Origin of the sequence: Frankia gtarii, from assembly GCF_025403375.1 — a bacterium.
Taxonomy (GTDB): Bacteria; Actinomycetota; Actinomycetes; order Frankiales; family Frankiaceae; genus Frankia; species Frankia gtarii.
In genome coordinates this window covers 1-26,944 of record NZ_JAMPTM010000021.1, presented here as the reverse complement: position 1 = coordinate 26,944, position 26,944 = coordinate 1, and the positions used below count along the sequence as shown (strand labels likewise).

Genomic DNA, 26,944 nt, shown 5'->3' with positions numbered 1-26,944 from the left:
CGACGAACGGTGGTGTCACCGGACCAGCGCGAACAGGGCGAGCACGGCGGCGGCCAAGGTGAAAGCGAACACGGGGAGCCCGAAGGAGCGCCGCCGGCGCCGGATCGCGCCGCGTTCGGCGATCTCGGCGATGACCCGGGACTCGACGAAGCCGGATAGTTCGTGCTCCGCCCGCAGGCGTGGGTCGTCCGGCAGGTAGAGCGCGACCAGCCGATGCACGACGCGTTCCAGGTCGGCGGGATGCGGCCCGCCGTCGCGACGGAAGTACTCCTCCGCGGCCACCTGCAGGCCCGACTCCGAGGTCGACTCCGAGGTCGACGCCGTGCCGGCCCGCCGGGGTGCGCCCCGACTCCAGATGGCCTCGTGCAGATCCCAGGCATCGTCCCAGCTCGGCACGTGCCGGACCAGCAGGCCGAAAACCCGGGCCGGATCGAGCGGCCCCGGCCCGCAGGCGTCGAGGAACGCGACCGCCGGACTCCGCCCGTCCGCCGAGCTCGGCGGGATGCGCACGGTGAGCTCGGTGCCCAGGTCATGCAGCTCCGCCGGGGACGACGCGGGACGACGCGGGCCGACGGCCGCGCATGCGCTCTGATCATCGCTGTCCACGCCGCGGGTGTAGAGGTCCAGCACGCGAGCAACGGTGTCGACCACCTGGCTTCCGCCCTGGCGGGCCGCCGCCAGTGCCTCGAGGAAGGGCCGTGCGCCGGCGGCGAGGAGCCCAGGTCCGTCGTCGTCGCGTCCGGGCGGTGGCGCCGACCCGGCCGGGACAGCAAAAGCCGCCGCGTCGGCGATCGCGTCCCGGAGGTCCTCGGCTCCGTACCAGCCCGGGGCGTACAGGACGAGTACCCGGAAGGCATCGGCTCCCCAGGAACGGGTCTCCCGCAGCAGTCGCACGACCGCCGCCGCCGGCGACTCGGCGGGTGCCCCCGCGGCCGGTGCGGTCGCGGGGAGCGTCGCGTCGGCGGTGAGCCAGGCCAGCTCGTTGGCGAGGGCGTCGGCGAACATGTACCCCTCGGTGAGCCCGAACCGGTCGAACACAGTGCGCAGTGCCGGGCGGAGCAGGTCCCGGACGCGTGCGGCCCGGTGGCCGTCGTTCCGACGGTCCGGGTTGGCGACGGGTGTGACCGCCAGTGCACCGAGGTCCGCGACCAGCCCGGCCAGTAGCTGCACGATCTGCCGATGCATCGTCGCGACGGCGGTGTGGACCGCGGTGACGTATGCCGCCCGGTCGAACTCGGCTGGATCGTCGGCCGGTGCCAGCCGGGTGATTGCCTGGGTGACGTCGCTGGCGGCGCGGGCCAGAACGTCGGCGCGCTGCCCCGGTGGGCGGTGAGGTTTCGGCTGGAACCGGGCGCCCGGCGGGCCCGGCGGGCGGAACAGGTCGCGCAGCGAGGCGAGCTCGCGCAGCTCGGTGGGCGATTTCAGCGGATCTGCCAGGGGATCGTGACCCGAGTGCGTCAGCGAGACCCCCAGCGGCACCCCGAAAGCGGCCAGCAGCCGGTCGACGGGGTGCAGCCGGCCGTCCCAGTACGACCACTCCATCCGGTAGGCCGCCGCCACATACCGGGTGACCGCGACCTGAGCGGCCCGCTCCAGCTCAGGCCACTCCGTGGCGGTCGCCACGGGGGAGGCCGCCACGGGGGAGGCCGGCAGAGGGGAGGCCGCTGCTGACAGGACGGCTGTCACCGTCACCTCGAAGCCGGTCTCCGGTTCGTCCGGGTGGAACTGGTTGGCGGTGTCGGGTTGGTCGGTGGTGGCCGGGGGGCTTCCCGGACGGACGGTGCGCAGCGCGTCGAGGGTCTCGGTGGCGAGCCGCAGCGCGCTGCCGCTGGCCGACGGAAGCCGGTACGACGAGAGGATCGATTCCAGGCCGGCGGCGAGGGGCGGGATCGCCTGGCGCAGCGACTCCTCGGCGCCGCGGGTGGGAGACGGACCGCGCAGCGCGGCGAGATCGTCGGCCAGTGCAGTCAGAGCCCCCTCGACCTGCCGTTGCTCCTCGACGACGGCGGCCTCGACGTCCGCGGCAACCCGGGCACGATCGGCCGGATCGACCTCCCCCAGCCGGTCGAGCACGCCGGCCACGACCATGGCACGGCCCTGCTCCCGCGACGTCGGCTCGGTCCGTTTCCCCCAGCCTGCCGGCGATCTCAACTGCCGACCGGACGCGCCGGCAAGCGGTCCCGTCAGCTGGCCCGCGATGCGGCGTAACTGCCCGCGTAGCCGTTCGGCGCTCGGCAGGTGGATGGGCAGCCCGACCGGGCGGGTCAGGATCGCGATCAGCCGACCTGCCGGGTCGGTGCCGTCCTCGTCGGCGGGTCCCGGCGCCAGCAGCAGCTCGTAGGCGTCGTGCAGGTGCTCGACGACCGCGCGCGCATGCCCGGCGGCCGGCGGCGTCGCGGTGGATGATCGTGCATCCGCCGGCAAGGCCATGGCCTGGGTGGGGGACGGTTGACCCGCTGCGGTCTCCGGGCTCGGGGGCGGTTCGCTGATCGGGTAGGGGCCGATCGGCTGGGAGCCCGCCAGCTGGGAGCCCGCCAGACGGGGGACAGCCAGGTCGGGACTGGGCTGTTCGTCTGGTCGGTCCACCGCCGCGTCCCGTGCGCTTCTCGCCACCAGTCGGCGGCACCACTGCCCGGGATCGTGCGGCTGGAACGCCTCCCCGTCGACCAGGGCCAGCAGGCCGCTGACGCCGCGGATCCCACTGCGCCCGTAGACGTCGACGAGCAGGCGGGCCGCCTCGGAGACGGCCGGGGGAACCGGCGGCACGACACGTGGATCAACATGAACTGCCGCCGGGTCGGCACCGACCACGAGCTCGGGCGAGACCGGGACGAACAGGAACCGGGGCGCGGAGGGGCCCGGGCCGGTGGTGGCGCCGTCGGATGCCGCCGGCCCGTGCTCCACGGCCAACGTTTCGCGGTTCGACGCCGACGCCGACACCGACGCCGGCTGGTTCGGTGCAGTGGCGGCGCGGGCGCCGGGCGATGGGAGACCGGGGGCGGGCGAAGCGGCGTGGATGGCGAAGGTGAGCCGGTAGGGGAGCACCCCTTCGAGCATCTCGACGAGTGCCCACATCAGCGTGACGGCCTCGTCCGGGCCGGTGTGCGACACCATGAACGGTCGCTCCGTCCACGACCAGGTGAGCACCGTCGAGACCAGGGCGGTCAGCTGGTTGCGCCGGGCGGGGACCCGGGCGGCCTGGCGCAGGGTCCGCTCGCCGGTCCGTCGCTGCGCGGTGAGGTCGTCGAGGTGCAGGGGGGGCAGCCGCGGCATGGTCCGGGCGCCGCCGGCCGTGGCGCCGCCGGCCGCGTACAACGCCAGCGCGACCCGTTCGGTCAGGTAGTCGGCCCGCCCGATCAGGACGTGCGCCCGCAGCCGGCCGCGGCCGGCACCGTTTCGACCGGCACCGTTTCGACCGGCACCGTTTCGACCGGCGACCTGGACGCGGTGGACGAGCGCGGCGTCCGGTACGTCGAACTGGTCGTCCCGGACGGGCCGATCGGGCGCGCCGACGACGTAGGCGAGCGCGGTCGGCGGGTGGTCAGCAGGACTGTCGCCCGCCTTGACCTGGGCGGCGAGCAGGCCGTTCCACGAACGGGTCACCGTGGAGCTCAGCGAACTCGCGATGGGAAAGTAACCCTCGGCGTCGGCCCGTGTCCGCCTGGACCAGGCATAGACGATCTGGTCAATGCGGGTCACCGCGGAGATGGCGCTGTCCGTGGCCGCGGGGCCCACGCGATTCATGGCCGCAGGTCCGGGAACTGGACCTCCAGCACCCCGGCGCCTCGGACGGGGGCCAGCCGCAGTACGCCGGCGCCCCGCGTCGCCGCGGTCCAGACGATCTCGATGCCGGGTTCGACCGACTCCGCGGGATCGGCTCGGTTCGTTTCCCAGGGCGCAGGGTCCGGTCGGACCGCCCGAGGCACGAAGCCGATTACTCCGGGCATGGCCGGCACCGTGCGGGTGAGCTGATCGAACACCTCGGGGCTGCGCAACGCGCTGAGCAGGGCCCGCAGCGCCGGCCCGTCATCGCGGGCATCGTCATCGCGGGCATCGTCATCGAGCCGCTCGGGCCCGGCTGGCGCGGACTCGCCTGCGGCGCAGACCTCGGAACCGGGCGGATCCACCGGCGCGGCACACGGTACGCCCTCGACCGCCTCGACCCAGATGATCGCCGGGATGGCACCCACGTAGCTGGGCGACGGCGGACACGCGGCGGCGCCGGTCGGCCGCGCGTCTCCTTCGGCCGTGTCCGCTCCTTCGGCCGTGTCGTCGAGGGTGGCCGTGTCGTCGACGAAGTCGTAGAGGGCCGGGTTGTAGGGGGCGTCGAGGTCGGGGAGCGTCTCCTCGGCCGGCACTGCGGCGAGCGGATTGCCCCAGGCGCCGGCGGTGAACCCCGGGCCGTCGCCGGTGCCTGCCGACGCCCGCGTCTCGCCTCTCCTGGGCGCGGTGCTTTCGTTCGGCCCCGGCCCGACCAGAACAAGCAGCACCGACGCCGCGGGACGGCCGGCGATGAGCGCATCCAACCCCGCCAGGCTGGCCGCTGCCGCGTGGGCCTCGCTGATAATCAGCAGGCGTTCCGCGGTATCCACGTCGAACCCCACGTGCCGGTGGAGCAGGGTTCGCAGGGTGCCGGGAGTGAAAGGGCGGCCCAGCACGCACTCCCGGCTACAGGAGCGCAGGTCCAGGGTGGCGGCCAGGCCGGCCGCGGCACTCACCGACGGCTCCGGGCGACGGTCGTTCCGCGGCGCGCCCGAGCATTCCACCGGGCCCGACGATGTTCATGCCTCCGCGCCCGGTTTGCCGATGCACGATTGGCCGCCGAGAGGTGGCGGGACCGGCGTTGTTTTCCCGCCGGGTAATGCTGCCAGGCAATGAATGCCCGGGTTTTGACGCATGGGCGGGATGAGCTGCCCCCACCCGGTGTCCTCTGCTTCCTTGACAATGGACGTCCCCCCGGTTCGCCACCGACGGACAATGATCGTGTAGTTGGCCAATTACTGCCTACTGGCGAAAAGTTATTCCTCGAACCTTGGTCAGTCCAGCGAAAGGCCAAAAAATCATCTAGGTCCGAGTGATCCGGACTCCCGGTGTGGGCGTCGGAGTCGGGAACGCCGACGTCGGCGACAGCTTTTCGTCGGCTGCATCCGCAGACGTGGCGTGCAGCGGCATGTGCGGCGGACCGTTCTGGTTTCGTGGCGTGCCGTCGAGTGAACACCGATGATCGGCCCGCAGCTCGCCGCCATACGTCTACGTCGAACGCCGTGCCGGGGTTTTCGACAAAGATGGACGAGCGTTGCAGAGTTGATGTCAGCTCGGTGTTCAGCGGGAGGTTCGGTGGGTGCCTGCCGCCGGGCGGGAGTGGCCGGGCTGTTCCGGCGAAAGGCGTCCGGGCGAGCTTCCGGAGATCATCTCTTTGCGCCGGCGGGTGGAGAAGCCTCCTTCACCGGGCGTGACGTTTATCCGGGTCGGCGGCGCGGCCGGAACGCTTTTCGTCACGGAAGGCGGTCGGTGCCGCGGCGGTTCTGGGCCGGACCAGCGTCACCTGGTCGAATGGCACCGGGTCGGGGGAACTCGAGTCGTATGCGGTCACCCGGATGCTGGTCATCCCGCCCGGCTCGCCGGGATCCACCTCGAACCCGGCGAACGCGTAGGGGTGATCGGGTGCTCGGAAGGCCAACCAGGACGCGTCCTCGAGCTCGCGTACGGCGGGCCGGTGCCGGCGGCCCGGTTCGCGGTCGCGGACCCCGACCACGATCCGTCCGGCGGGCGGATCCAGCAGCGTGTCCGCGGACGGCGCCGACGAGCCTCCGGTGCCCACCATCAGATGGACCGTTCCCGTCGACGTGTCGACGACGGCGCCGCCGGGCTCGTCCGGACCCCCCGACCCGGCCGTCTCCGCAACCGGCCGGGGGGCGAGGGTCCTGCTGCCGGGGACGGTGCCTCGCACCGGGTGGCTGCGTTCGTAGTGGTGCTCGTGCCCGTAGAGCACGAGGTCCACTCCGTGGCGGTCGAACAGCGGCAGCCAGGCCTCCCGGATGCCCAGGTCGGCGCCGTTGTGATCGGCCGAGGTGGACAGGGCCGTATGGTGCATGGCGACCACGATCCAGTCGATGCCCGGGTCGGCGCGGGCCTGCTTCAGCGTCCGCGCGAGCCAGGCGGTCTGCCGGCCGGCGCTGAACCCGCGCAGGTAGATCGGGCCGCTGTTCTGGTAGCAGACGTCGTCGGCGCTGAGCAGCACGAAGCGGACCGCGCCGACGGTGAAGGCGTACCACAGGCCCGCAAGGTAGTTTTCTTCCCCGTTCGGCGGCAACTCGAAGTAGGCCTGGTAGGCCGCGAGCCCCAGTGCCCCGTTTCCCCGCTCGATCTCGTGGTTACCGACGCACGGCAGCCACGGCCGTAGCCGCGCGGACGTGCTGATCATCGTGAACCAGTCAGACCAGGTCCGCACGGGGTCCTCACGCTGGTTGGCGTAGGACAGATCTCCGCCCGCGAGCGCGAACAGGGGCGCGCACCGCTCGACGCCGGCCACGGCGTACCCGGAGGCGGGCGAGCCGAACGGGTCGTACGGCCGATCGGTGCCCTGATCGCCGAAGAAGGTGAAGCTGAAGGCGGCCCGCGACCCCGGCGCCGTACGGAACGAGCCGTCCGCCGCCTGCGGGCGGCCGTCATGCTCGACCGTGAAGACGTAGTCCGTGGCCGGCTCGAGCCCGGCCAGGGGCGCGTGATGGGCGAAGACGGTCTCGCCGGTGTGGGCATCCCGATAGGAGCGGGTGTTCGCCGGGACCGCCTCGCCGGACGTGCCGGGCCCGGTCGGGCAGCGGACTGCAGGCCGGGTGACGGGGCCGCGGGTCAGCCAGGAGACGACCATGGCCGTCGCCGGGTCGGCGCCGAAGGCCAGATGGACGCCGTAGGCTTCCTCGGCACCGCCAGTCACTCCACCCGATCCCGCCTGATGTCTGCTGCCGTGGGCCTGTTTGCCAGGCATCAAGCATGGTGTCATGGCCTGCGGCCACCCATCGACCGAACGTGGTGTGGGTTAGCCGACGTTCAGGCGCCCCCGGCGCCCGACCCGTGGACCCTTACCGTCCGGGGACGGCGCATCCGCCCGCTGTCCCGGGGACGGGTGACCGGGGAGCGATCATGACTGCCGCCGACGCTGCCCTGTTGCTCAGCGCCGGCGTACTGGCCGGCATCACCAGCACCGTTGCCGGGCTGGCGTCGCTTGTCTCCTATCCGGCGCTGCTCGCCACCGGGCTGCCGCCGCTGGCGGCGAACGTCACCAACACGACGGCGCTGCTGTTCGTCGCGGTGGGCGCGGCCGCCGGGTCGCGGCCCGAGCTCGCGGGCCAGGCCGACCGGGTCGCCCGGTTCGCGGTGATGACCCTCGCTGGCGGGGCGGTGGGCGCCGTCCTGCTTCTGACGCTGCCGGAGCGGACGTTCGAACGCGCGGTGCCGGTGCTGATCGCCGGGGCAGCCGTGCTGCTGTGGGCGCAACCTCGGATCCTCGCCCGGCGGGCCGAAGCGCCGGCCGAAGGCGGCGCGGCGGTGCTCGCCGCGGTCTTCGGAACCGGGATCTACCTGGGCTACTTCGGCGCTGGTGGCGGCGTGGCGCTGCTCGCCGTGCTGGCGGTGGCGATTCCCGAGCCGCTGGCTCGGGTCAACGCGATCAAAAACGTGTCGTCGGGCTTCGCGAACCTGGTCGCGGCGGCGGGGTTCGCGGTCTTCGGGCCGGTGCACTGGGCAGCGGTGGCGCCGCTGGCCGTCGGCCTGCTGATCGGCGGTGCGGCCGGGCCGCTGATCGTGCGTCGGCTGCCGGGCGACGCCCTACGGGTACTCATCGGGCTGGCCGCGCTCGGTCTTGCCGCGAGCCTCGCCTGGGATGCCTACGCCTGATCCGACCCGTATCTGGGCCGAGCCGTATCTGGGCCGACAGGTGAGCCCCGGAACCTGGTGGGATTCCGGGGCTCATCCGCGGGCCGATGGCGCTGGTTGCGCGCCGGTGGTGCTACTCGCTGGACTTGGCGAGGTCGATCGGCGGTGCGTCCGGAACCTGGGTCGGCTTGGTCTCGCCGCGGAAGATGAACTTGGCGTCCTCCCCCTCGCCTTCGACGTCGCCGACGACGATCTCGCCCGGCTTGAGCGTGCCGTACAGGATCTTCTCGGACAGGACGTCCTCGATCTCGCGCTGGATCGTCCGGCGCAGCGGCCGGGCGCCGAGCACGGGGTCGTAGCCCTTCTTCGCCAGCAGCACCTTGGCGGCCGACGTCAGCTCCAGGGCCATGTCCTTGTTCTTGAGCTGGATGTCCACCCGGGCCAGCATGAGATCGACGATCTGGATGATCTCGGCCTCGGAGAGCTGGTGGAAGACGATGATGTCGTCGATCCGGTTGAGGAACTCCGGCCGGAAGTGCTGCTTGAGCTCGTCCTGGACCTTCGCCTTCATCCGCTCGTAGTCGACCTGGCCCTGACCGGTGGCGAAGCCGATGCCGGGGCCCTTGGAGATGTCCCGGGTGCCCAGGTTCGACGTCATGATCAGGACGGTGTTCTTGAAGTCGACCAGCCGGCCCTGGGAGTCGGTCAGGCGACCGTCCTCCAGGATCTGCAGAAGCGTGTTGAAGACGTCGGGGTGGGCCTTCTCGACCTCGTCGAACAGGACGACCGAGAACGGCTTGCGCCGCACCCGCTCGGTGAGCTGGCCGCCCTCCTCGTAGCCGACGTATCCGGGCGGGGAGCCCACCAGCCGCGAGACGGTGTGCTTCTCCATGTACTCGGACATGTCGAGCTGGATGAGCGCGTCCTCGTCACCGAAGAGGAACTCGGCGAGCGTCTTGGACAGCTCGGTCTTACCGACACCGGATGGGCCGGCGAAGATGAACGACCCGCCGGGACGCTTGGGGTCCTTCAGCCCGGCGCGGGTGCGCCGGATCGCCTGGGAGACGGCCTTGATGGCCTGCTGCTGGCCGATGACCCGCCTGTGCAGCTCGTCCTCCATGCGCAGCAGTCGGGCCGTCTCCTCCTCGGTGAGCTTGAAGACCGGGATGCCCGTCCAGATGGCGAGCACCTCGGCGATCTCCTCGTCGCCCACCTCGGCGACGACGTCCATGTCGCCGGCCTTCCACTCTTTCTCCCGCTTCGCCTTCTCGGACAGGAGGGTCTTCTCCTTGTCCCGCAGGGAGGCGGCCTTCTCGAAGTCCTGCGCGTCGATCGCGGACTCCTTGTCCCGGCGGACATTCGCGATGCGCTCGTCGAACTCGCGCAGGTCCGGCGGCGCGGTCATCCGGCGGATGCGCATCCGCGAACCGGCCTCGTCGATCAGGTCGATCGCCTTGTCCGGCAGGAAACGGTCCGAGATGTACCGGTCGGCCAGGGAGGCGGCGGCGACCAGGGCGGCATCGGTGATCGACACGCGGTGGTGCGCCTCGTACCGGTCGCGCAGGCCCTTGAGGATCTCGATGGTGTGCGCCACCGACGGCTCCGCGACCTGAATCGGCTGGAAGCGGCGCTCGAGCGCGGCATCCTTCTCCAGGTGCTTGCGGTACTCGTCGAGGGTGGTGGCACCGATCGTCTGCAGCTCACCGCGGGCGAGCATCGGCTTGAGGATCGACGCGGCGTCGATCGCGCCCTCAGCGGCACCCGCGCCGACCAGCGTGTGCAGCTCGTCGATGAACAGGATGATGTCGCCGCGGGTGCGGATCTCCTTGAGGACCTTCTTCAGCCGCTCCTCGAAGTCACCGCGGTAGCGGGAGCCGGCGACCAGGGCGCCGAGGTCGAGGGTGTAGAGCTGCTTGTCCTTCAGGGTCTCGGGCACCTCGCCCTTGACGATCGCCTGCGCCAGGCCCTCGACGACGGCGGTCTTGCCGACGCCGGGCTCGCCGATCAGGACCGGGTTGTTCTTGGTCCGGCGCGACAGCACCTGCATGACGCGCTCGATCTCCTTCTCGCGCCCGATGACCGGGTCGAGCTTGGACTCGCGCGCCGCTGCGGTGAGGTTGCGGCCGAACTGGTCGAGCACCAGCGAGGTGGACGGGGTGCCCTCGGCCGGAGCGCCGGAGGTCGCCGTCTCGCCCTTGCCCTGGTAGCCGGACAGGAGCTGGATGACCTGCTGGCGCACGCGGTTGAGGTCCGCGCCCAGCTTCACGAGCACCTGGGCGGCGACGCCCTCGCCCTCGCGGATCAGGCCGAGCAGGATGTGTTCGGTCCCGATGTAGTTGTGGCCGAGCTGGAGGGCCTCCCGAAGCGACAGCTCCAGGACCTTCTTCGCACGCGGGGTGAACGGGATGTGCCCGCTCGGTGCCTGCTGGCCCTGGCCGATGATCTCCTCGACCTGGGACCGCACACCCTCAAGGGAGATGCCGAGGGACTCGAGGGCCTTGGCGGCGACGCCCTCGCCCTCGTGGATCAGGCCGAGCAGGATGTGCTCGGTCCCGATGTAGTTGTGGTTGAGCATCCTGGCCTCTTCTTGGGCCAGGACGACGACCCGACGTGCCCGGTCGGTGAATCTCTCGAACATGTGCGCTCCTTCGAGCTGCGACCGACCACACGACAGCCGGTATCCGCATGCTAGCTCCGCCGAGGCATGTCCTCACGCATCGAACAGAAACCTACCCGCCGGCTCCGCCCTCTTCGTCGAGGACGGAGGACCGACTCAACTGCCGGCCCGACCAGCGGAGACGCTTAGGGCAACCGTGGCCGACCAGCCATGATTCCGTCACGTCGTTCCGCCAAGAGCAGAACGACTCGAACTGCGCGGCGCCGTCGCCGCCCGCCCGCTCGGGGCGGTGAGGGCCGCCCGCGGGGCGGTCTCCCACCCCGACGGACTCTCCCTCGTCGCTACCGACGGTAGTCGATGGCGGGGGGCTCTCTGTTGTGATTGGCGCCACATGCGTATCGCTTTGCTGTTTTGATGTTACGTATCGTCGTCGATGCTCGAAGGATCTCGCGCATTGTCAGACTCAGTGTATTCGGTTAACCACTTTACGTCTGCCGCTGCCGAGTCGCGTACCAGATGTTGATCATACAGCAAGTGCTCTGTGACCCTGCGTGTCTATCCAGGCGCGCATGCGTCGCTCCCGTTCGATGTCGTCGGTGAAGGGACAGGTCGTGCAGTACTCGTCGCCGAGGCGGTGGGCGAGGCAGCAGGATCCGCAGCGCATCCCGGTGTAGGGCCGGCCGCGATGGACGAATTCGTGCCAGCGCGGGCGGGCGCGCATGGTCGGAGCCGCCCGTTCGAAGAAGGCGTCGGCCTCGTCCCGTCCCGCGTCGGGGTCGCCGGTGGCCCGCTCGGTCAGGAGGAAGGCGCGTGCGCACTGGGCGGCCACCGCTCCCCAGAGGGCCGGATAGCCGAGTCGCACGCGTGCCCGCAACTCCCGGACGAATGGACTCAGATGGGTGAGGATCTCGTCCACAAGGACCCCCCGCAGCGCGACGAGATCACCGACCATCCGGTCCGCCCCCTCGTCGGGCGGGCTCGCGGGGTGGGCGCCGCCTGCGGCCGCCCGGGTGTCGGCCAGCACCGTCCCGGCGGGTCCATGCAGCGCCGTCCGGTCGTACCAGCCGCTGTCGAGCTCCCGCAGCGACATCCGCGCCGGGTTCAGGTCCGGGACCCGTTGCAGCAGCATGTAGGAGGCGACGGCCGGCGCCACGACGGCGGCGGAGTACCAGTTGGCCAGGTAGCTGGCGGCGACCTCGGGGCTGGCACCGGGATGGGATCGAGCGATCCGGGCCAGCGACCGCGTCACTCCGCCCGGGCCGGTGAGGAAGGCGCAGTCCGCCCAGCCGGGGCCGGTCGGCACGCCGTAACACAGGCTGCGGGGCTCCAGCGCGCCGGCAAGATCATCCGGGACGATCCCCTGCGCGGAGGTCGCGCTGGACTCCCGCGGGGAGCGGCGGGTCGAGGCGCCGCCTTCGGTGGCCGACTCTCGCGGCGTTGCGGGATTCGGCAGTGGCACGAGCATGAGCTTAGGTAAAGCTAACTTCACCGCGCTGTCAAATGACTGTGACCACACCGGCATGCACACCCGACATAGCCACTACTTGAGGCATATGTCCGCATTCGCCCCTCAAGGCGCCGTGCGACGGGCTCTTCGCGAGAGATGGTCGGACCGGACTCCTCGTCCCGCGGCGTACGCGTCAAAGGTGGCCATCTGCCCAGGCTCGACTGCGCACCGTGTCCGATTATCCTCGTCTCCTTCGCATCGCGCATCCGCAGGCCGCCTCTGAGTGCCGAACCGCAGGTCGCACGGGCAGGTCGCGACGCCTGGACGGGCCTGACGGCCTGAACGGGTGACGATGGTGGCCGAGGGCGGCCGCCCCGCAGCGCCGGCCCGGCCGGTGGTGTGCAGGGGAGCGGGGCTGTCTGGGTCCTTCTAGAGGGACAAATCAGGCGTCGAACCCTCCAGAAGGACCCATGCAGCCGCTCTCCCCCACATCGGCACGCGAATCGCGCTCCCGGCGGTCCTTGTGCGTACCTGGGCGTGGATCGCGCATCTGGCGGTCGCGGTGGCGGGTGGGTCAGCGGCGGTCGGCGGCGAGGCGGCGGTCGACCGCCGTGGCGATGGCCTGCTGGCCGCGGGCGGTCGGGTGCGCGCTGAGGTCGCGGGCCGGCGGGAACAGGCCGATCGGGGCCACCCAGGAGTCCTTGGTGCAGATCTCGTGGCCGCGCAGCGCCCGGTCGGTCGCGACGTACTCCACGTTCGCGTCGCCCGCCGCCCGCCGGATCACCTGGTTCAGCTGGCTGTTCAGACTGGTGAGCTGGCGTCGTTCGGTATTACTCAGCCACTTACAGGTGTTCTTGCGCTGACTGCTCGGGAATATGTCGGGATATCCGACCACGACGATCCTGGAGTTTGGCGCTGCCGCCTTCACCGCCGCATAGTTCGCGCTCAGGACATCCGGAAGTTTCTTGGCGATGAGATCCCGCTCGCGCTTGTCCTTGCCATCCCAGAAACATTTCCAGGCAAAACAGCTCAGGATTACGTTGCTAAAACCGACGTCGTTGCCGCCGATGGTGATGGTGACGATATCCGGGGCGGTACGCAGCTGTCGCAACTGGGTCAGCTGCGGCGTCTCGCCCTTGAACGACTCGTTGAGGGCGTCCGTGGTCGCCCCGGAGCACGCCGCGAACAGCGCCACGGTGGTCGACGGCTCCATGGCGGCCAGTCGCCGCGGCCACGCCTGGTTGCTACGCCGGCAGCGGGGAGTGAGTACGTCGAAAGGGGGGCTGCCCTCGCCCGAGGAGTAGGAGTCGCCCAGCGCCGCCAGGGTGCGCTGCCGCGGCACCGCGGCAGCCGACGCATTCCACCCGGACGACACCGTCACGGCGGTATACAGGAATACCGTCGACAGCACGAGGAGGAAGGGCCGGGCAAGGCGCCCGGACCGGCCGGCCCCGCGACCCGCCCATGCTCTCGAGGATCGGTCCCGCATAGCGGGAATCGTAACCGGCGGAACCGGCCGCGCATCCCGGATCCGGCAAGGTGTCGGTTACCTGACCGGCCACCGGTCGAGAATTCGCCCGCCAGCCGCCGGACGAATCACGCCGCGGCCGAAATCAGATGTTCTTCTCGAAGACCAGGCGTAGACCGATGAGCGTCAGATGCGGCTCGTGCCGGTCGAGCGTCTCGCTTTCCTTGACGACGAGTGAGGCGAGTCCACCGGTGGCGATCGCGGTCGCGTGCGCGCCGAGCTCGGCGCGGATCCGCCGGACCAACCCGTCCACCTGGCCCGCGACCCCGAAAATCATCCCGGACTGGAGTGCCTCGACGGTGCTCTTGCCGATCACCGACCGCGGTGGGGCGAGCTCGACCTTGCGCAGCTGCGCCGCGCGGGACGCCAGCGCGTCCAGGGCGATCTCGATGCCGGGCGCGAGGACCCCGCCGATGAACTCGCCCCGCGCCGAGACCACGTCCAGGTTCGTCGAGGTCCCGAAGTCGACGACGATCGCCGGGCCGCCGTACAGGTGGTGCGCGGCGAGCGTGTTCATGATCCGATCCGCGCCGGCTTCCTTCGGGTTGTCGATCAGGATCGGCACCCCCGTCCGGGTGCCCGGTTCGACGATGACGACCGGAGTGTCGCGGAAGGCCCGGACCACCATCCGGCGCAGCTCCCGCAGCGCCGCGGGGACCGTCGAGCAGATCGACACGCCCGTGATCCGATGCTCGCCGAGCAGGCCGCGATAGAGCAGCACGAGCTCGTCGGCGGTGGAGTGCGGGTCGGTGCGGACCCGCCAGGAGTCGGCGAGCTCATCGCCGTCGAAGACGCCGACGACGGTGTTGGTGTTGCCGACGTCGATGGCGAGCAGCATCAGGACTCCTCCACGGTCGGGCCCGCCCAGTCCGGTCCCGACGGACGGCCGGGATCGAGATCGAGGCCGAGATCGAGAGCGGGCGCGGAGTGGGTGAGGGCGCCGACCGCAAGATAGTCCACCCCGGTGGCCGCGACGTCCGGGGCCACCCGCAGGGTCAGCCCGCCGCTGGCCTCCAGCCGTACCCCCGCCGGCCTGGCGATGGCCACCGAGGCCCGCAGGTCCTGCGAGGTCATGTTGTCGCAGAGGATGAGGTCCGCCCCCGCGGCGACGGCCTCGGCGACCTGGTCGACCGTGTCGCACTCGACCTCGACGGGCAGCCCCGGGAAGCGGGCCCGCACCGCGGCGAAGGCCGCCGCCACCCCGCCCGCGGCGACCACGTGGTTGTCCTTGATCAGTGCCGCGTCGGTCAGCGACATCCGGTGGTTGCGGCCCCCACCGCAGCGCACGGCGTACTTCTCCAGGGCACGCAGCCCTGGCAGCGTCTTGCGGGTGTCGCGGATCGCCGCGCCCGTCCCGGCGATGGCGTCGACCCAGGCGCGGGTCAGCGTGGCGATCCCGGACAGGTGGCACAGCAGGTTCAGCGCGGTGCGCTCGGCGGTGAGCAGGCCGCGGACCGGGCCGTTGACCCGGGCCACCGTCGTGCCGGGGGAGACGGCGTCGCCGTCGTGGGCGGTCAGGGTGACGGTCACGGACCGGCCGAGCAGGCTCTCGAACACCGCCGCGGCTACCGGCAGCCCGGCGACCGTGCCGGCCGCGCGGCTGACCAGGGCGCCGTGCCCGACCAGGGCGGCGTCGACGGTTGCCTCGGAGGTGGCGTCGACCGCGCCGATCCGGCCGCTGTGCTCGTCCGACTCCGAGCTCGGCAGGTCCTCGGTGACGGCCCGGCCGATCACCGCGACAACGCCCTCGGGGTCGAGGCCGGCCGCCGCCAGCGCGCTGCGGGTGGCGGGGGACAGCCGACCGCTGTGGACCTCGGCCCAGTGGTGGTCCGCCGCGGCCTGGTCGGCGGCTGCGCCCGCTTCTCCGGCCACGGCCTGGGGGGTGCACGGACCGTTCACGGCGCCGGCCGCATGGGTTCGACGTCGATGATCAGTTCCCCCTCCGGGTCGAGCCGGGTCAGGATCCGGCCGAGCCAGTGCGCGTCGTCGCGTTCGCCGAAGTCCTCCCGCCAGTGGGAGCCCCGGGTCTCCGTGCGGGTCGCGGCGGCGGCGACCAGCGCGGTCGCGACGGTGCGCAGGTTGGTCATCTCCCAGGCCGGCGGGCCGGCGGTCACCGTCGCACCGCTGATCCGCAGATCGCCGAGGCCGGCCAGGACCTTCGCCGTCGCCCGCAGGCTGTCGGCACTGCGCAGCACCCCGGCGCCGTCGGTCATCGCCCGGGTCAGTTCGGCGCGTTCGGCCGGATCGGTCAGCCCGCTGCCCCGGCCGACGACCGGGGCGGCGGGCACGGCGTCGCTGCGCCGGCCCGCGCGCTCGGTGCCCGCAATGTCCTGGGCGATGCGGGCCGCGAAGACCAGGCCCTCCAGCAGGCTGTTCGACGCCAGCCGGTTGGCACCGTGCACCCCGGTACAGGCCACTTCCCCGCAGGCGTAGAGGCCGGGGACCGTGGTGCGGCCCCACAGATCGGTGCGCACCCCGCCGGAGGCGTAGTGGGCGGCCGGCGCGACCGGGATCGGCATGGTCACCGGGTCGACGCCAACCGAGCGGCAGCGGGCGGTGATCGACGGGAAGCGCCGTTCGATCGTCCTCGCACCGAGCCCCCGGGCGTCGAGATACAGGTGGTCGACGCCGTGGGCCGCCATCACCCGCGACATCTGCTTGGCGACGACGTCGCGGGGGGCGAGGTCGGCCAGCGGATGAGCACCGGCCATCACCCGTTCGCCGGCGGCGTCGACGAGGACGGCGCCCTCGCCGCGCATCGCCTCGCTGACCAGCGGTTGCTGACCGCCGGGTTGGGCGCCGACCCGCGCGGAGTCCGCCGGTGGCAGCCACAGCGCGGTCGGGTGGAACTGGACGAACTCCAGGTCGGCGACGACGGCGCCGGCCCGCAGGGCCAGCGCCACGCCATCCCCGGTGGACACGCCCGGATTGGTGGTCGAGGCGAAGATCTGCCCCATCCCACCGGTCGCGAGCACGATCGCGGGCGCGGTGACCGCCCCGACGCCGTCCCGGCTGCCCTCGCCGAGCACGTGCAGGGTCGCGCCGGCCGTGCGGCCGTCGGCGTCCCGCAGCAGGTCCAGGACGAGGGCGTTCTCGATCACCTCGATCTCGGGATCAGCCCGCACCGCGGCGATCAGGGCCCGCTCGACCTCCAGCCCGGTGGCGTCGCCGCCGGCATGGACGATCCGGTTGCGCAGGTGACCGCCCTCGCGGGTGAGGGCGAACGAGCCGTCGTCGGCCCGGTCGAAGCGCGCGCCGAGCTCGGCGAGTTCCCGAACCCTGGCCGGTCCCTCGTCGACCAGCACCTGCGCGGCGCCCGGGTCGCACAGGCCGACGCCGGCGACGAGGGTGTCGGCGAGATGGTCGGCGGGGGAGTCCTCGGCGGCAAGTGCCGCGGCGATCCCGCCCTGCGCCCACCGGGTGGAGCCCGCGTCGAGATGCGCCTTCGTGACCAGCAGGACCCGGGCCGAGGGCAGCTCCCGGCGTAGGTGCAGGACCGCGGTGAGACCGGCGATCCCCGAACCGATGACGACGATGTCCGCGGCGCGGGTCCACCCGGGGCGAGGTGCGCCGAGCCGGCACGGCAGCATGATCACCGGGGTGCCACGACCGTTCGGCTGACGTCGCCGCGCAGGCTCTCCGGATCGCCGGGAAGCGCCTCGGCCGGGTCGTGCCCGCGGCCGATGATGCGGTTCTCGGCATCGACGAACAGCACCCTGGGGACGTGCCGGCGCGCCTCGGCGTCCTCCATCACCCCGTAGGCGATGATGATGACCAGGTCGCCCGGCTGGACCAGCCGGGCCGCCGCGCCGTTGATGCCGATCACGCCGCTGCCGGCCGGGCCCGCGATCGTGTACGTCTCCAGTCGGGCGCCGTTGTTGATGTCGACGATCGTCACCTGCTCACCGGGGAGCAGGTCGGCGGCCTCGAGCAGGTCGGAGTCGATCGTCACCGAGCCCACGTAGTGCAGGTCGGCCTGGGTGACCGTGGCCCGGTGGATCTTGGCGGTGAGCATGGTGCGCAACACGGTCAGGCCCCCTGGGCGTTGGTGGGGAGGATGAGCGAGATGTTGTCGATCAGGCGGGTCGTGCCCACGCGGGCGGCGACGAGCAGCAGCGCGGGGCCACTGCGGACCGGCCCCAGGTCCTCGGGGCTGGCCAGTTCGAGGTAGTCGACGGCGACGCCGTCCGCCGCGGCGAGCACGGCGCCCGCGGCCGCGAGCACCGCCGGCGCCCCCGCGCTGCTGGCCGCCACGCCGGCGGCGAGCGCCCGGGACAGCGCGAGCGCGTCGGTCCGCTGCACGGGGGTGAGGTAGACGTTGCGGCTCGACCTCGCCAGACCGTCGGGCTCACGGGCAGTCTCCACCCCGATGACGGTGACGTCGAAGGCGAGGTCGACGACCATCCGACGGATGCAGACGAGCTGCTGGGCGTCCTTGCGGCCGAAGAACGCCAGGTCCGGATGGACCAGGTGCAGCATGGTCCCGACGAGGGTGAGCATCCCGTCGAAGTGACCCGGGCGGGACGCGCCCTCCAGCACCGCGCCGAGTGGTCCGGCGCTGAGCTGGACCAGCGGCGGCGGATCGTGGATCACCGTGGGGGCGAACACCACGTCGACCCCCTCCCGGGCGCACACCGCGAGGTCCGCGGCGAGCGTGCGCGGGTAGCGGTCGAGGTCCTCGCCCGCCCCGAACTGCAGCGGGTTGACGAAGATCGTGGCGACCACCTGGTCAGCCTGGGCGCGGGCCGCCCGCAGCAGGCTCGCGTGCCCCTCGTGCAGCGCCCCCATGGTCATGACCACGGCGCGGACCGGCCGGTCGTGCCGCGAGGCCGCGCGGGCGGGCCCCGACTCCTGGTCGTCCTCGGTGTCGGTTCGCAGGTGCGCGTCGCCCCGCCGGTCCAGCGCGGCGAGGGCGGCCCGCAACTCGGCTCGGTCGCGGGCGAGCACGGGCTGATCGGGGCCGGCCGGCGCCGGCATCGGGCGGGGAATGGCCACCGGCCGCGGCACGTCCCTCGCGGCTTCGGTGGGCGCCGCGGCGGCGGATTCGAAACCGGTGGGCCGACCGCGGCGCGGGGCGCGGTCGTGCGGGGTGGAGAGGTCGATGCTCATCGTTTCCGTTCCAGTCCTCGGGCGGGGTACCGGACGTCGAGCGCCACTGTAACTCGCCCGCAATGGTCGCCGCGACTCCCTGTGATCCGGGCATCGTCGGCTCGGTCCACGCGCCGTTTTCCCAGCCCCGCGCCGGTGCTGGTGCAGCGTCTCGGAAGTCCCCTGCCCGTCCTGCTACCACGTTCTGTGACGTCTGGCGGTGTGGCCGAGGCGGGGTCGCGACGGGGGCGACCGGCTCGTGCGTCGGCGGCGGATGCGTGGGAGAGCGCCTACCTGTTCCTTCTGGAGGGTCCGGCGTCCGATTCATCCCCTCAGAAGGAACAGGTTGCCCCGTTCCCAGGCACCGCCCCGCCTCGCGAGGCGGGGCGGCGGGGGACCGGGGGGCCGTCCGGCGGCGAGGCGGGCGCCGTCTGACATCACACTCCGTCACCAAATGTCGGAACGGAACCAGCAAACCGCTGCACTAGCTCCAGGGACGGACGGCACGGGCTCCTTGTCAACCCGGCGGCATCGCCCAGCGGGGCGTCGGGTAGCCCGGTCGAGGCCGTCGCCGCGGCTCCAGCGGACCGCTCCCGGTGCTGCTCCCGCTCCCGGTGCCGCTCCTGGTGTCGGTGTCGGTGCCGAGGTGGTCCGGGGTGGCTTCCAGCGCCGGCTCGGGCGAGGTCGCTCTGGAGAGCTGGCCGATCTGGTCCGAGCGGGCCCGGTTTCCGATCGCACCGATCGGCTGGGTCGGCAGGTCGGGACCGCTCGGATCGTCCGGCCCCGGCCCCGGCCCCGATGTCGGCGTCGTGTCCCGCCACACTCGATCCCCGAGCAGGGTGAGCACCGCCGGCATGAGGATCACCCGGATGACGGTGGCGTCGATGAGGATCGCGGCACCGAGTCCCACCCCGAGCTGCTTCATGCTGACCTGGGACAGCGTCGCGAAGATCGAGAAAACCGCGACCATGATGACCGCCGCGCTCGTCACCACCCCGGCGCTGCGCCGCACCCCCACCGTCACGGCGTCGCGCATGGACAGCCCGGCCACCCGCGCCTCCCGGACCCGGCTGAGCACGAAGACCTGGTAGTCCATGGACAGCCCGAACAGCACCACGAACAGCATCAGCGGCAGCCAGTTGGTGACGGCCCCGGTGGAGGTGTAGCCGAGCAGCCCGTCGGCCCAGTGGTGCTGGAAGACGGCGACCAGCAGGCCGTAGGCGGCGCCCACCGACAGCAGGTTCAGCCCGACGGCCACCGCCGCGACGACGGCGCTGCGGAACGCGGCCAGCAGCAGCCCGAAGGCGAGCACCATGACGAAGCCGATGACCAGCGGGATCCGGCCGTTGAGGCGGGCATTGAAGTCCGCGGAGCCGGCGGTGGTGCCGGTGACGTCGGCGCGCAGGCCCGGTGTGGTGCCGATGGTCGCCGGGATCACCGTGGACCGCAGCGTGTGCAGGGCCTTGACCGAGTCCCCGTCCGTGCCGCTGCCCGCGATCGGGATCTTCACGCGGGCGACCCGGTGGTCGGCGGTGACCGTGACGACCACCGGTTCGAACATCCGGCCGCTGGCGATCGCCCGGGTGCGTAGCGCGTCAATGGCCGCCCGCACCTGCGGGGTGGTGACGTCGGTGCCACCTGTACCACCTGTACCGCCGTTGCCGGAGACGACCACCGCGGCGGCCACCTCGCCGCCGGGGAAGGCCGCGGAGAGCCGGTTGTAGGTCTTCATGATCGGCAGGTTCTTCGGGATGTCGTCGATGCCGGGTTCGGCGGTGTGCATTCCGAGCGCGGGCAGGGCCAGCAGCACCAGCAGGCCACCCGCGACCGCGGCGACCGACCCGGGCCGGCGCAGCAGCCGACCCATGATCCCTGGTCTGGCCAGCTGCGCCTGGTAGGCGCGTCGCCGCGCGAGCAGCTCGTCCCCGGGGCCGTGGACGGCGGGATCCAGCAGTTCGACCGGCCCGGTGCCGGCCCGGTCCCGCCGCCTCGCGCGGCGACGACGCCGGACGGGCCCGCCCGCACGGCGATGCCACGGCAGGCGCAGCAGCTCCACCCGGTCGCCGAGCAGCGACAGCAGCGCGGGCAGCACGGTGAGCGACCCGAGCACGGCCACCAGGACCACGATGATCGTGCCGACCGCGACCCCGGTGAACACGGACAGCCCGGTGATGAACAGGCCCGCCATCGACGCCGCGACCGTCAGACCGGAGACCAGCACCGCGTGCCCGGACGTCTCGGCGGCGATCTCCAGGGCGCGCTGCGGACCGTGGCCGGCGGCCCGCTCCTCGCGTTCCCGGCGGATGTAGAACAGGGCGTAGTCGACGCCGACCGCGAGCCCGATGAGCAGCATGACCGAGGTCGCCGTGTCGTCGGTCGGGAACAGCCGACTGGCGAAGGCGACCAGGCCGAGTGCCCCGACGAAGGCGGTCAGCGCCAACCCCATCGGGATCACCGCGGCGACCACCGCGCCGAACACGGCCAGCAGGATGCCGAGGGTGAGCGGGATGGCAAGCAGCTCGGCGTGGTGGAAGTCGTTGCCGACGGTGGCGTCCAGGGCCTTGTCGGCGCTGGCGTCCCCGAACTGTTCGACCGACACGCCAGGATGCGCCGAGCGGACGGCGGCGACGGCGTCCAGCGTCGGTTCGACCGGGGCCGGATCGTCCTCGGTGCCCTTCAGATTGAAGGCCAGCAGCACCGAGCGCAGGTCGTGGGAGACCAGGCCGGTGTCGGTGCTCACCCCGGGCAGGGCCAACGGGCTGCGAAGCGCGGTGGCCACCCCGCTCGCCCGGACCCGGGCGGCGACGTCGGCCAGCGCCGAGCGGATCTGTGGGTCTGCCAGCAGCGCCTGCGGGTTCGCCGCGGGGGTGGTGCGCTGGATCAGGACGTTCTCGTCGGCCGGGTTGACGTAGCCGTGCTCGGCGAGGATGCGCTGGGCCCGGGCGTCCTGCCCGGTGCTGTAGTCGGTGTCGGCCAGGGTGTGGGTGCCGATCATGCTGCCGAGGACGATCGCCAGGATGACGCCCAGCAGCCAGCCGCCGACGGCCAGCCGCCGGTGCCGGACGCTCCACCGCGCCGCCCGCGCGGCGAGGTGCGTCGGCCGGTCCGCGCCGGCCGGCGGGCCGGCGGGCCGCCCGGCCTCGGGAAGGTCCGGCGGCCGGCCCGGACCGGCTGTCGGACCTGGGGAAACGGCTGTCGGACGGGGTGGCGTCTGCATGGAACGACGATCTCGTTCTCGCCGTTCATGGTCACTGCGGCGAGCTACCGACTTCCCGCTGTGGCCATCCGCCGGCCCGGTGGTGGGGCTGTCCCCACCACCGGTAGGCGGGCTCGGCTCAGCTCAGCTGGTGGAGAGGTAGTCCTTGAAGGAGATCCCGGTCAGCCGCTCGTACGCCTCGACGTAGCGGCCCCGCGTCGCCTCGACGACGTCGTCCGGCAGCTCCGGCCCCGGCTCGGTCTTGTTCCAACCGGTGCCGGTCAGATAGTCCCGGATGTACTGCTTGTCGAACGACGGCTGGGAGACGCCCGGCGACCAGGTGTCCTCCGGCCAGAAGCGCGACGAGTCGGGGGTGAGGACCTCGTCGGCGAGCCGCAGTGTGCCCTCGGCGTCGTGGCCGAACTCGAACTTCGTGTCCGCGAGCAGGATGCCCCGCTCGGCCGCGAGGTCGCTGGCCCGGCCGAAGATCTGCAGGGTGAGCCGCTCCAGCTCGGCGGCGAGCTCGTCGCCGACCCGGCCGGCCGCGTCGGCGCGGCTGATGTTCTCGTCGTGCTGGCCGATCGGCGCCTTCGTCGACGGGGTGTAGATCGTCGCGGGCAGCCGGCTGCCGTCCACCAGCCCGGCCGGCAGCGGGTGTCCGCTGACCGCGCCGGTGCGCTGGTAGTCCTTCAGCCCGCTGCCGGTCAGGTAGCCGCGGGCCACGCATTCGATCAGCACCATGTCCAGCCGGCGGCACAGCATCGACCGGCCGCGCAGCTGCTCGGTGTACGGCGCGAGCTCGGCCGGGTACTCGTCCACGTTCGAGCTGATGACGTGGGACGGGACGAGGTCGGAGAGCTGGTCGAACCACCACAGCGACAGCCCGGTCAGCACGGCGCCCTTGTCGGGAATCTCGGTCGGCAGGACCACGTCGAACGCCGAGATGCGGTCGCTGGCGACCAGGAGCACGGCGTCGTCCCCGACGGCGAACAGCTCCCGGACCTTGCCCGAACCCAGGTGGGTGAGTCCGGCGAACTCCTCATGTGTCAGCGGCATGTCCCGACCGTACCGACCCCGGACACCACCTGCGGCCCAGTGCGTCCCGCGCCATGCCCGCGCAGCGATTTATCCGTTTGTGGCGTCCGGTGCAGGTCGGACGATCCGCCGCCGACCTGCGTCGCCGGCACCCATCACCGAACATGGATGTTGCCCCGAACGTGTCCATGCAGGCCGAGGTGACGGCAGGAGGCTGGGTGGAGGCGTCAGACAACCGGGACGGCGCCACCTGGCAGACAGCCACCGACCATGGCACCAGTGCGGACCATGGCACCAGTGCGGACCATGGCACCAGTGCGGACCATGGCACCAGTGCGGACCATGGCACCAGCGACCCGCGGGGGACCGGCTCTCCCCGCGGGATCGGCACGGTGGCAGCCCGGCTGGCCGGGGGAGCGGGCGCCGGGCACCCGGAGCATGGGATCTATGGAACGGTCCTCACCGCGGGCCTGCTCGCGGCGCAGGACCCGCGGCACGACCCGTTGGCCGGCATCGTCATCGACGTTCTGGTCACGGTAATGGTGTTCTGGCTGGCCCACGGCTACGCCCACGCCGTCGGTCACCATCTGGCCCCCGGCGGACGATCGGCAGGAACCGGCCAGCCGCAGGGGCTCCTGCGGCTGGCCTGGACGGCGCTGATGCGGAACTGGCCGCTGGTGCAGGCCTCGGTTCTCCCGTTGGCCGTGCTGATCCTCGCCCGCGTGGCCGGCGCCACCGCCGAGGGCGCGCAGCAGGCGGCGCTGTGGACCTGCGTCGTCCTCCTGGCGATCTGGGGCCTGCTCGCCGGCGGGGCGGCCGGGCTGACCGGCTGGCGCCTGGCCCGCTACGCCACCGGCAGCTCCCTGCTCGGCCTGGTCCTCGTCGCCCTGGAGGTGGCCATCCACTGACCGCCGGCGGGTCCGCGCCGCCGGCGGCCGAACCGTGGCTCAGGTGAGGGCGGCGAGGGCGTCGAAGACGGGGCCGAGGCGCTCGGTGTAGCGCTCGGGGCGGCTGACCTCGTCCAACCGGGCCTCGTCGAGGGGCAGGCCGCGGTCGCCGGCGTGCTTGCGCAGGGTTTCGCGGAACGGCACGCCGGTCTGCCAGGTCTCCATCGCCGCCGCCTGGGTGATGGCGTAGGCGTCCTCGCGGGACAGGCCTGTCTCGACCAGTTCCAGCAGCACCGCCGAGGTGTAGACCAGCCCGCCGGTGGCGTCGAGGTTCGCCCGCATCCGCGCCGTGTCGACGACCAGGCCGGTGACCAGCCGCGTCGTCAGATGCAGCAGGTAGTCGACGCCGGCGGCGGCGTCCGGCAGGGCGATCCGCTCGGTCGAGGAGTGGGAGATGTCGCGCTCGTGCCAGAGCGGCACACCCTCCAGCACCGGGACGTACTGGGCCCGCACGATCCGGGCGAGGCCGGCGATCCGCTCCGACATGATCGGGTTCTTCTTGTGCGGCATCGCCGAGGAGCCCTTCTGCCCGGAGCCGAACGGCTCGGACAGCTCCCGGACCTCCGTGCGCTGGCCGTGGCGCACCTCCAGCGCGACTGCCTCGCACAGCGTCGCGAGCCCGGCCAGCGCCGCCACCCAGTTGGCGATGCCGTCGCGCAGCACCACCTGGGTCGCCACCGGCGTCGGGCGCAGGCCCAGCTTGTCGGCGACGTACGCCTCGACGTCCGGCTCGATGTTCGAGTACGTCCCCACCGCGCCGGAGATCTTGGCGACGGCGACGTCGGCGCGAGCGGCGCGCAGCCGGTCGCGGCAGCGGGCGAGGCCGAACGCGAGGTCGGCGACCCGGTGGCCGAAGACGGTCGGCTCGCCGTGGATGCCGTGGGTGCGCCCGACCCGCAGGGTGTCCCGGTGGGCCAGGCCCAGGTCGCGCAGGGCCGCCACCAGCGTGTCCGCGCGGGCCAGCAGCAGATCGGTCGACTCGACGAGCTGCAGCGCCAGCGCCGTGTCCAGCAGATCCGACGACGTCATCCCGAAGTGGACGTAGGCGGCGGCCGAGCGGGGCTCGGTGCGGTCCGCCCAGGCCGACAGGAAGGCGATCACGTCGTGCTGGGTGACGGCCTCGATCTCCGCGACCGCCTCGGGCGTGGGAGCGGGGGCCGCCCGAACAGGTGCGACGGAGTCGGCGGGTATCCGGCCGGCGGCGGCGTGCGCCTCCATGACCAGCACCTCGACCTGGCACCACAGCTCGTACTTGCGCGCCTCGGACCACACCCGGCCCATGTCGGGCAGGGTGTACCGGCCGATCATGGCTGGGCGGCGGCGGTGGCCACCGTGCTCAGGGCGTCCGCTGCGGCCTGCTCGAAGTCGTCCTTGAACGCGGCGAGCTTGAGGCTCAGGTCGGGGTCGGACAGCGCCAGGATCTGAACGGCGAGGATCGCCGCGTTCGTCGAGTTGTTCAGCCCGACGGTGGCGACCGGCACGCCCGGGGGCATCTGGGCGATGGCGAGCATCGAGTCCATCCCGTCCAGCGCTCCACCGGAGATCGGCACCCCGATCACCGGCAGCGTCGTCAGTGCCGCGACGGCACCGGGCAGCGCCGCGGCCAGGCCTGCCCCGGCGATGACCACCGAGATGTCCCGGGCCCGCAGCTGGCCGACGTACTCGGCGAGGGTGCGCGGGGCCCGGTGCGCCGACAGCGACACCTGCTCGTACGGCACGCCGAAGCGCTCCAGGGTGGCGCCGGCCTTGCTCATCGTCTGGGTGTCCGACGGCGACCCGAAGACGACGGCCACCCGGGGACGGTCGGATCCGGTGCTGCTCTGCGACACGGTTACTCCTTCTTCGTCGGCCGCGTCGGGTCCTCACCCGGCGCGGTGTCCGCGCGATGTACGTCAGCCGCATGACGCATTCGGGACGGATCCCCGATATCGGTTCGGTAATGGGCGCCGGCCAGCGAGATCCGGCTGACGGCCTCGTAGGCAGATCCTCGCGCGGACTCCAGGTTGGAGCCGATCGCCGTGACGGACAGCACGCGCCCGCCGGACGAGACGACCTGCCCGTCGGTGTCCCGGCGGGTCCCGGCGTGCAGGACGTCGACGCCCGTCAGCGCGCCGGCGGCGGCGAGCCCGCGGATCGGGTCGCCCAGGCGCGGGGCCGCCGGGTAGCCCGGCGCGGCCACGACGACACTGATGGCGGCGCCCGAACGCCACACCGGCGCGCGGCGCCCCGACAGCACGTCGGTCAGCGGCGTGCTGAGCAGGGCGAGGATGGCCTGCACCTCGGGATCGCCGAAGCGAACGTTGAACTCCACCACCCGCGGGCCGCGGGTGGTCAGCGCGAGCCCGGCGTAGAGCAGGCCGGTGAACGGGGTGCCGCGCCGCGCCATCTCGTCCACGGTCGGGCGGATCACCGTCGCCACGATCTCCGTGGACAGCCCGTGCGACGCCCAGGGCAGCGGGGTGTACGCGCCCATCCCGCCGGTGTTCGGCCCGGTGTCGCCGTCGCCGACCCGCTTGTGATCCTGGGCGGGCAGCAGCGGCAGGATCGCGCCGGACTCGGTCACGACCGCGAACAGCGAGACCTCCGGGCCGTCGAGATACTCCTCCAGGACGACCCGGTCATCCGGGTCACGCAGGCTCGCGCGCACGGCGGCGACGGCGGCGTCGCGGTCGTCGGTCACGGTGACACCCTTGCCGGCGGCCAGCCCGTCGTACTTGACCACGTACGGCGGGCCGAACTCGTCGAGGTCGGCCAGTGCGGGCTCGACCTCGGTGTGGTCGCGGGCGGCGGCGGTGGGAACGCCCGCCGCGCTCATGACCCCCTTGGCGAACGCCTTGCTGCCCTCCAGCCGGGCCGCGGCGGCGCTCGGCCCGAACACCGGCAGGCCGCGGGCGCGCAGCTCGTCGACGGCCCCGGCGACCAGCGGCACCTCCGGACCGATCACGGTGAGGTCGGCGCCGACCCGCTCGGCGAGCTCCGCGACCGCGTCCGGGTCGGCGACGTCGAGTGGGCGGGGCTCGGCGAGCTCCGCCGTGCCGGCATTGCCCGGCGCGCACACCAGCGCATCGCCCCTCGGGTCGCGAGCGAACGCCCGGCAGAGGGCGTGCTCGCGCCCGCCGGAGCCGACGACCAGGACCTTCATCTTTTCACCTCGGGGCGGGGGCGGCGGCCGGCCGCGCGCCGGTGGGCACCGCGGGCCGGGCAGCCGGTC

General features: G+C 72.5%; 18 protein-coding genes. 2 read left to right on the top strand and 16 right to left on the bottom strand.

Annotated elements, in window-relative coordinates; genetic code table 11:
• Positions 1 to 15: 15 nt before the first annotated feature.
• The 3 genes from NBZ83_RS05870 to NBZ83_RS05860 all read right to left on the bottom strand — a co-directional run bounded on the left by NBZ83_RS05870 (position 16) and on the right by NBZ83_RS05860 (position 6,988).
• Positions 16 to 3,744 (bottom strand): hypothetical protein, encoded by a 3,729-nt coding sequence (locus tag NBZ83_RS05870; RefSeq protein WP_261574483.1) that lies wholly within the window; start codon positions 3,742 to 3,744, stop codon positions 16 to 18.
• Positions 3,741 to 4,718, bottom strand: a complete 978-nt coding sequence (locus NBZ83_RS05865; RefSeq protein WP_261567398.1) for a hypothetical protein — start codon at positions 4,716 to 4,718, stop codon at positions 3,741 to 3,743. Before NBZ83_RS05865 ends, NBZ83_RS05870 begins: the two co-directional genes overlap by 4 nt.
• 725 nt (positions 4,719 to 5,443) lie before the next feature.
• On the bottom strand, positions 5,444 to 6,988 hold the full coding sequence (locus NBZ83_RS05860) for a purple acid phosphatase family protein (RefSeq protein ID WP_264762905.1): 1,545 nt from the start codon (positions 6,986 to 6,988) through the stop codon (positions 5,444 to 5,446).
• Between the two features lie 155 nt (positions 6,989 to 7,143).
• On the opposite strand from NBZ83_RS05860, the gene NBZ83_RS05855 reads away from it, so the two are divergent.
• Positions 7,144 to 7,896: a sulfite exporter TauE/SafE family protein gene (locus NBZ83_RS05855; RefSeq protein WP_261567400.1), complete on the top strand. Its 753-nt coding sequence runs from the start codon at positions 7,144 to 7,146 to the stop codon at positions 7,894 to 7,896.
• A 112-nt stretch (positions 7,897 to 8,008) separates the two neighbouring features.
• Here the strand turns inward: NBZ83_RS05855 and NBZ83_RS05850 are convergent, their stop codons facing one another.
• From NBZ83_RS05850 to NBZ83_RS05805, 10 genes are all read right to left on the bottom strand, one after another.
• Positions 8,009 to 10,513 carry an ATP-dependent Clp protease ATP-binding subunit gene (locus tag NBZ83_RS05850; RefSeq protein WP_261567401.1) on the bottom strand — a complete coding sequence of 835 codons (2,505 nt, stop codon included), beginning with the start codon at positions 10,511 to 10,513 and terminating at the stop codon, positions 8,009 to 8,011.
• 502 nt (positions 10,514 to 11,015) lie between these two features.
• On the bottom strand, positions 11,016 to 11,957 hold the full coding sequence (locus tag NBZ83_RS05845; protein WP_261574482.1) for an IucA/IucC family C-terminal-domain containing protein: 942 nt from the start codon (positions 11,955 to 11,957) through the stop codon (positions 11,016 to 11,018).
• A 556-nt stretch (positions 11,958 to 12,513) separates the two neighbouring features.
• Entirely contained in the window at positions 12,514 to 13,350 is an 837-nt protein-coding gene (locus NBZ83_RS05840; protein WP_261574481.1) for an SGNH/GDSL hydrolase family protein, read from the bottom strand.
• 202 nt (positions 13,351 to 13,552) lie between these two features.
• Positions 13,553 to 14,305 (bottom strand): type III pantothenate kinase, encoded by a 753-nt coding sequence (locus NBZ83_RS05835; RefSeq protein WP_261574480.1) that lies wholly within the window; start codon positions 14,303 to 14,305, stop codon positions 13,553 to 13,555.
• Positions 14,305 to 15,264, bottom strand: a complete 960-nt coding sequence (gene nadC, locus NBZ83_RS05830) for a carboxylating nicotinate-nucleotide diphosphorylase (RefSeq protein WP_261567415.1) — start codon at positions 15,262 to 15,264, stop codon at positions 14,305 to 14,307. The genes NBZ83_RS05835 and nadC overlap by 1 nt, the downstream gene beginning before the upstream one ends.
• A 98-nt stretch (positions 15,265 to 15,362) precedes the next feature.
• The gene (locus NBZ83_RS05825) at positions 15,363 to 17,063 is read right to left on the bottom strand and encodes an L-aspartate oxidase (RefSeq protein WP_261567405.1); all 1,701 of its coding nucleotides are present in this window, start codon (positions 17,061 to 17,063) and stop codon (positions 15,363 to 15,365) included.
• Positions 17,060 to 17,494, bottom strand: a complete 435-nt coding sequence (gene panD / locus NBZ83_RS05820) for an aspartate 1-decarboxylase (protein WP_261567406.1) — start codon at positions 17,492 to 17,494, stop codon at positions 17,060 to 17,062. Before panD ends, NBZ83_RS05825 begins: the two co-directional genes overlap by 4 nt.
• A gap of 2 nt (positions 17,495 to 17,496) precedes the next feature.
• Positions 17,497 to 18,576, bottom strand: a complete 1,080-nt coding sequence (panC, locus tag NBZ83_RS05815) for a pantoate--beta-alanine ligase (protein ID WP_261574479.1) — start codon at positions 18,574 to 18,576, stop codon at positions 17,497 to 17,499.
• A gap of 496 nt (positions 18,577 to 19,072) precedes the next feature.
• Positions 19,073 to 21,772: an MMPL family transporter gene (locus NBZ83_RS05810; RefSeq protein WP_261567408.1), complete on the bottom strand. Its 2,700-nt coding sequence runs from the start codon at positions 21,770 to 21,772 to the stop codon at positions 19,073 to 19,075.
• A gap of 123 nt (positions 21,773 to 21,895) precedes the next feature.
• A complete protein-coding gene (locus NBZ83_RS05805) occupies positions 21,896 to 22,807 on the bottom strand; it encodes a phosphoribosylaminoimidazolesuccinocarboxamide synthase (protein WP_261567409.1) in 912 nt (303 codons plus the stop codon).
• A gap of 161 nt (positions 22,808 to 22,968) precedes the next feature.
• Here NBZ83_RS05805 and NBZ83_RS05800 point away from each other — a divergent pair, with 161 nt between their 5' ends.
• Positions 22,969 to 23,694: a hypothetical protein gene (locus NBZ83_RS05800; protein ID WP_438803290.1), complete on the top strand. Its 726-nt coding sequence runs from the start codon at positions 22,969 to 22,971 to the stop codon at positions 23,692 to 23,694.
• A 39-nt stretch (positions 23,695 to 23,733) separates the two neighbouring features.
• Here NBZ83_RS05800 and purB read toward each other — a convergent pair whose 3' ends face one another.
• Genes purB through purD form a run of 3 tightly spaced genes read right to left on the bottom strand, consistent with a single transcriptional unit; the run spans position 23,734 to position 26,875 of the window.
• Positions 23,734 to 25,041 carry an adenylosuccinate lyase gene (gene purB, locus NBZ83_RS05795; RefSeq protein WP_261567411.1) on the bottom strand — a complete coding sequence of 436 codons (1,308 nt, stop codon included), beginning with the start codon at positions 25,039 to 25,041 and terminating at the stop codon, positions 23,734 to 23,736.
• Positions 25,038 to 25,562, bottom strand: a complete 525-nt coding sequence (gene purE / locus NBZ83_RS05790; RefSeq protein WP_261567412.1) for a 5-(carboxyamino)imidazole ribonucleotide mutase — start codon at positions 25,560 to 25,562, stop codon at positions 25,038 to 25,040. Before purE ends, purB begins: the two co-directional genes overlap by 4 nt.
• Positions 25,563 to 25,564: 2 nt before the next feature.
• Complete coding sequence (gene purD, locus NBZ83_RS05785; RefSeq protein ID WP_261574490.1) at positions 25,565 to 26,875, bottom strand: phosphoribosylamine--glycine ligase; 1,311 nt, start codon at positions 26,873 to 26,875, stop codon at positions 25,565 to 25,567.
• Positions 26,876 to 26,944 lie beyond the last annotated feature (69 nt).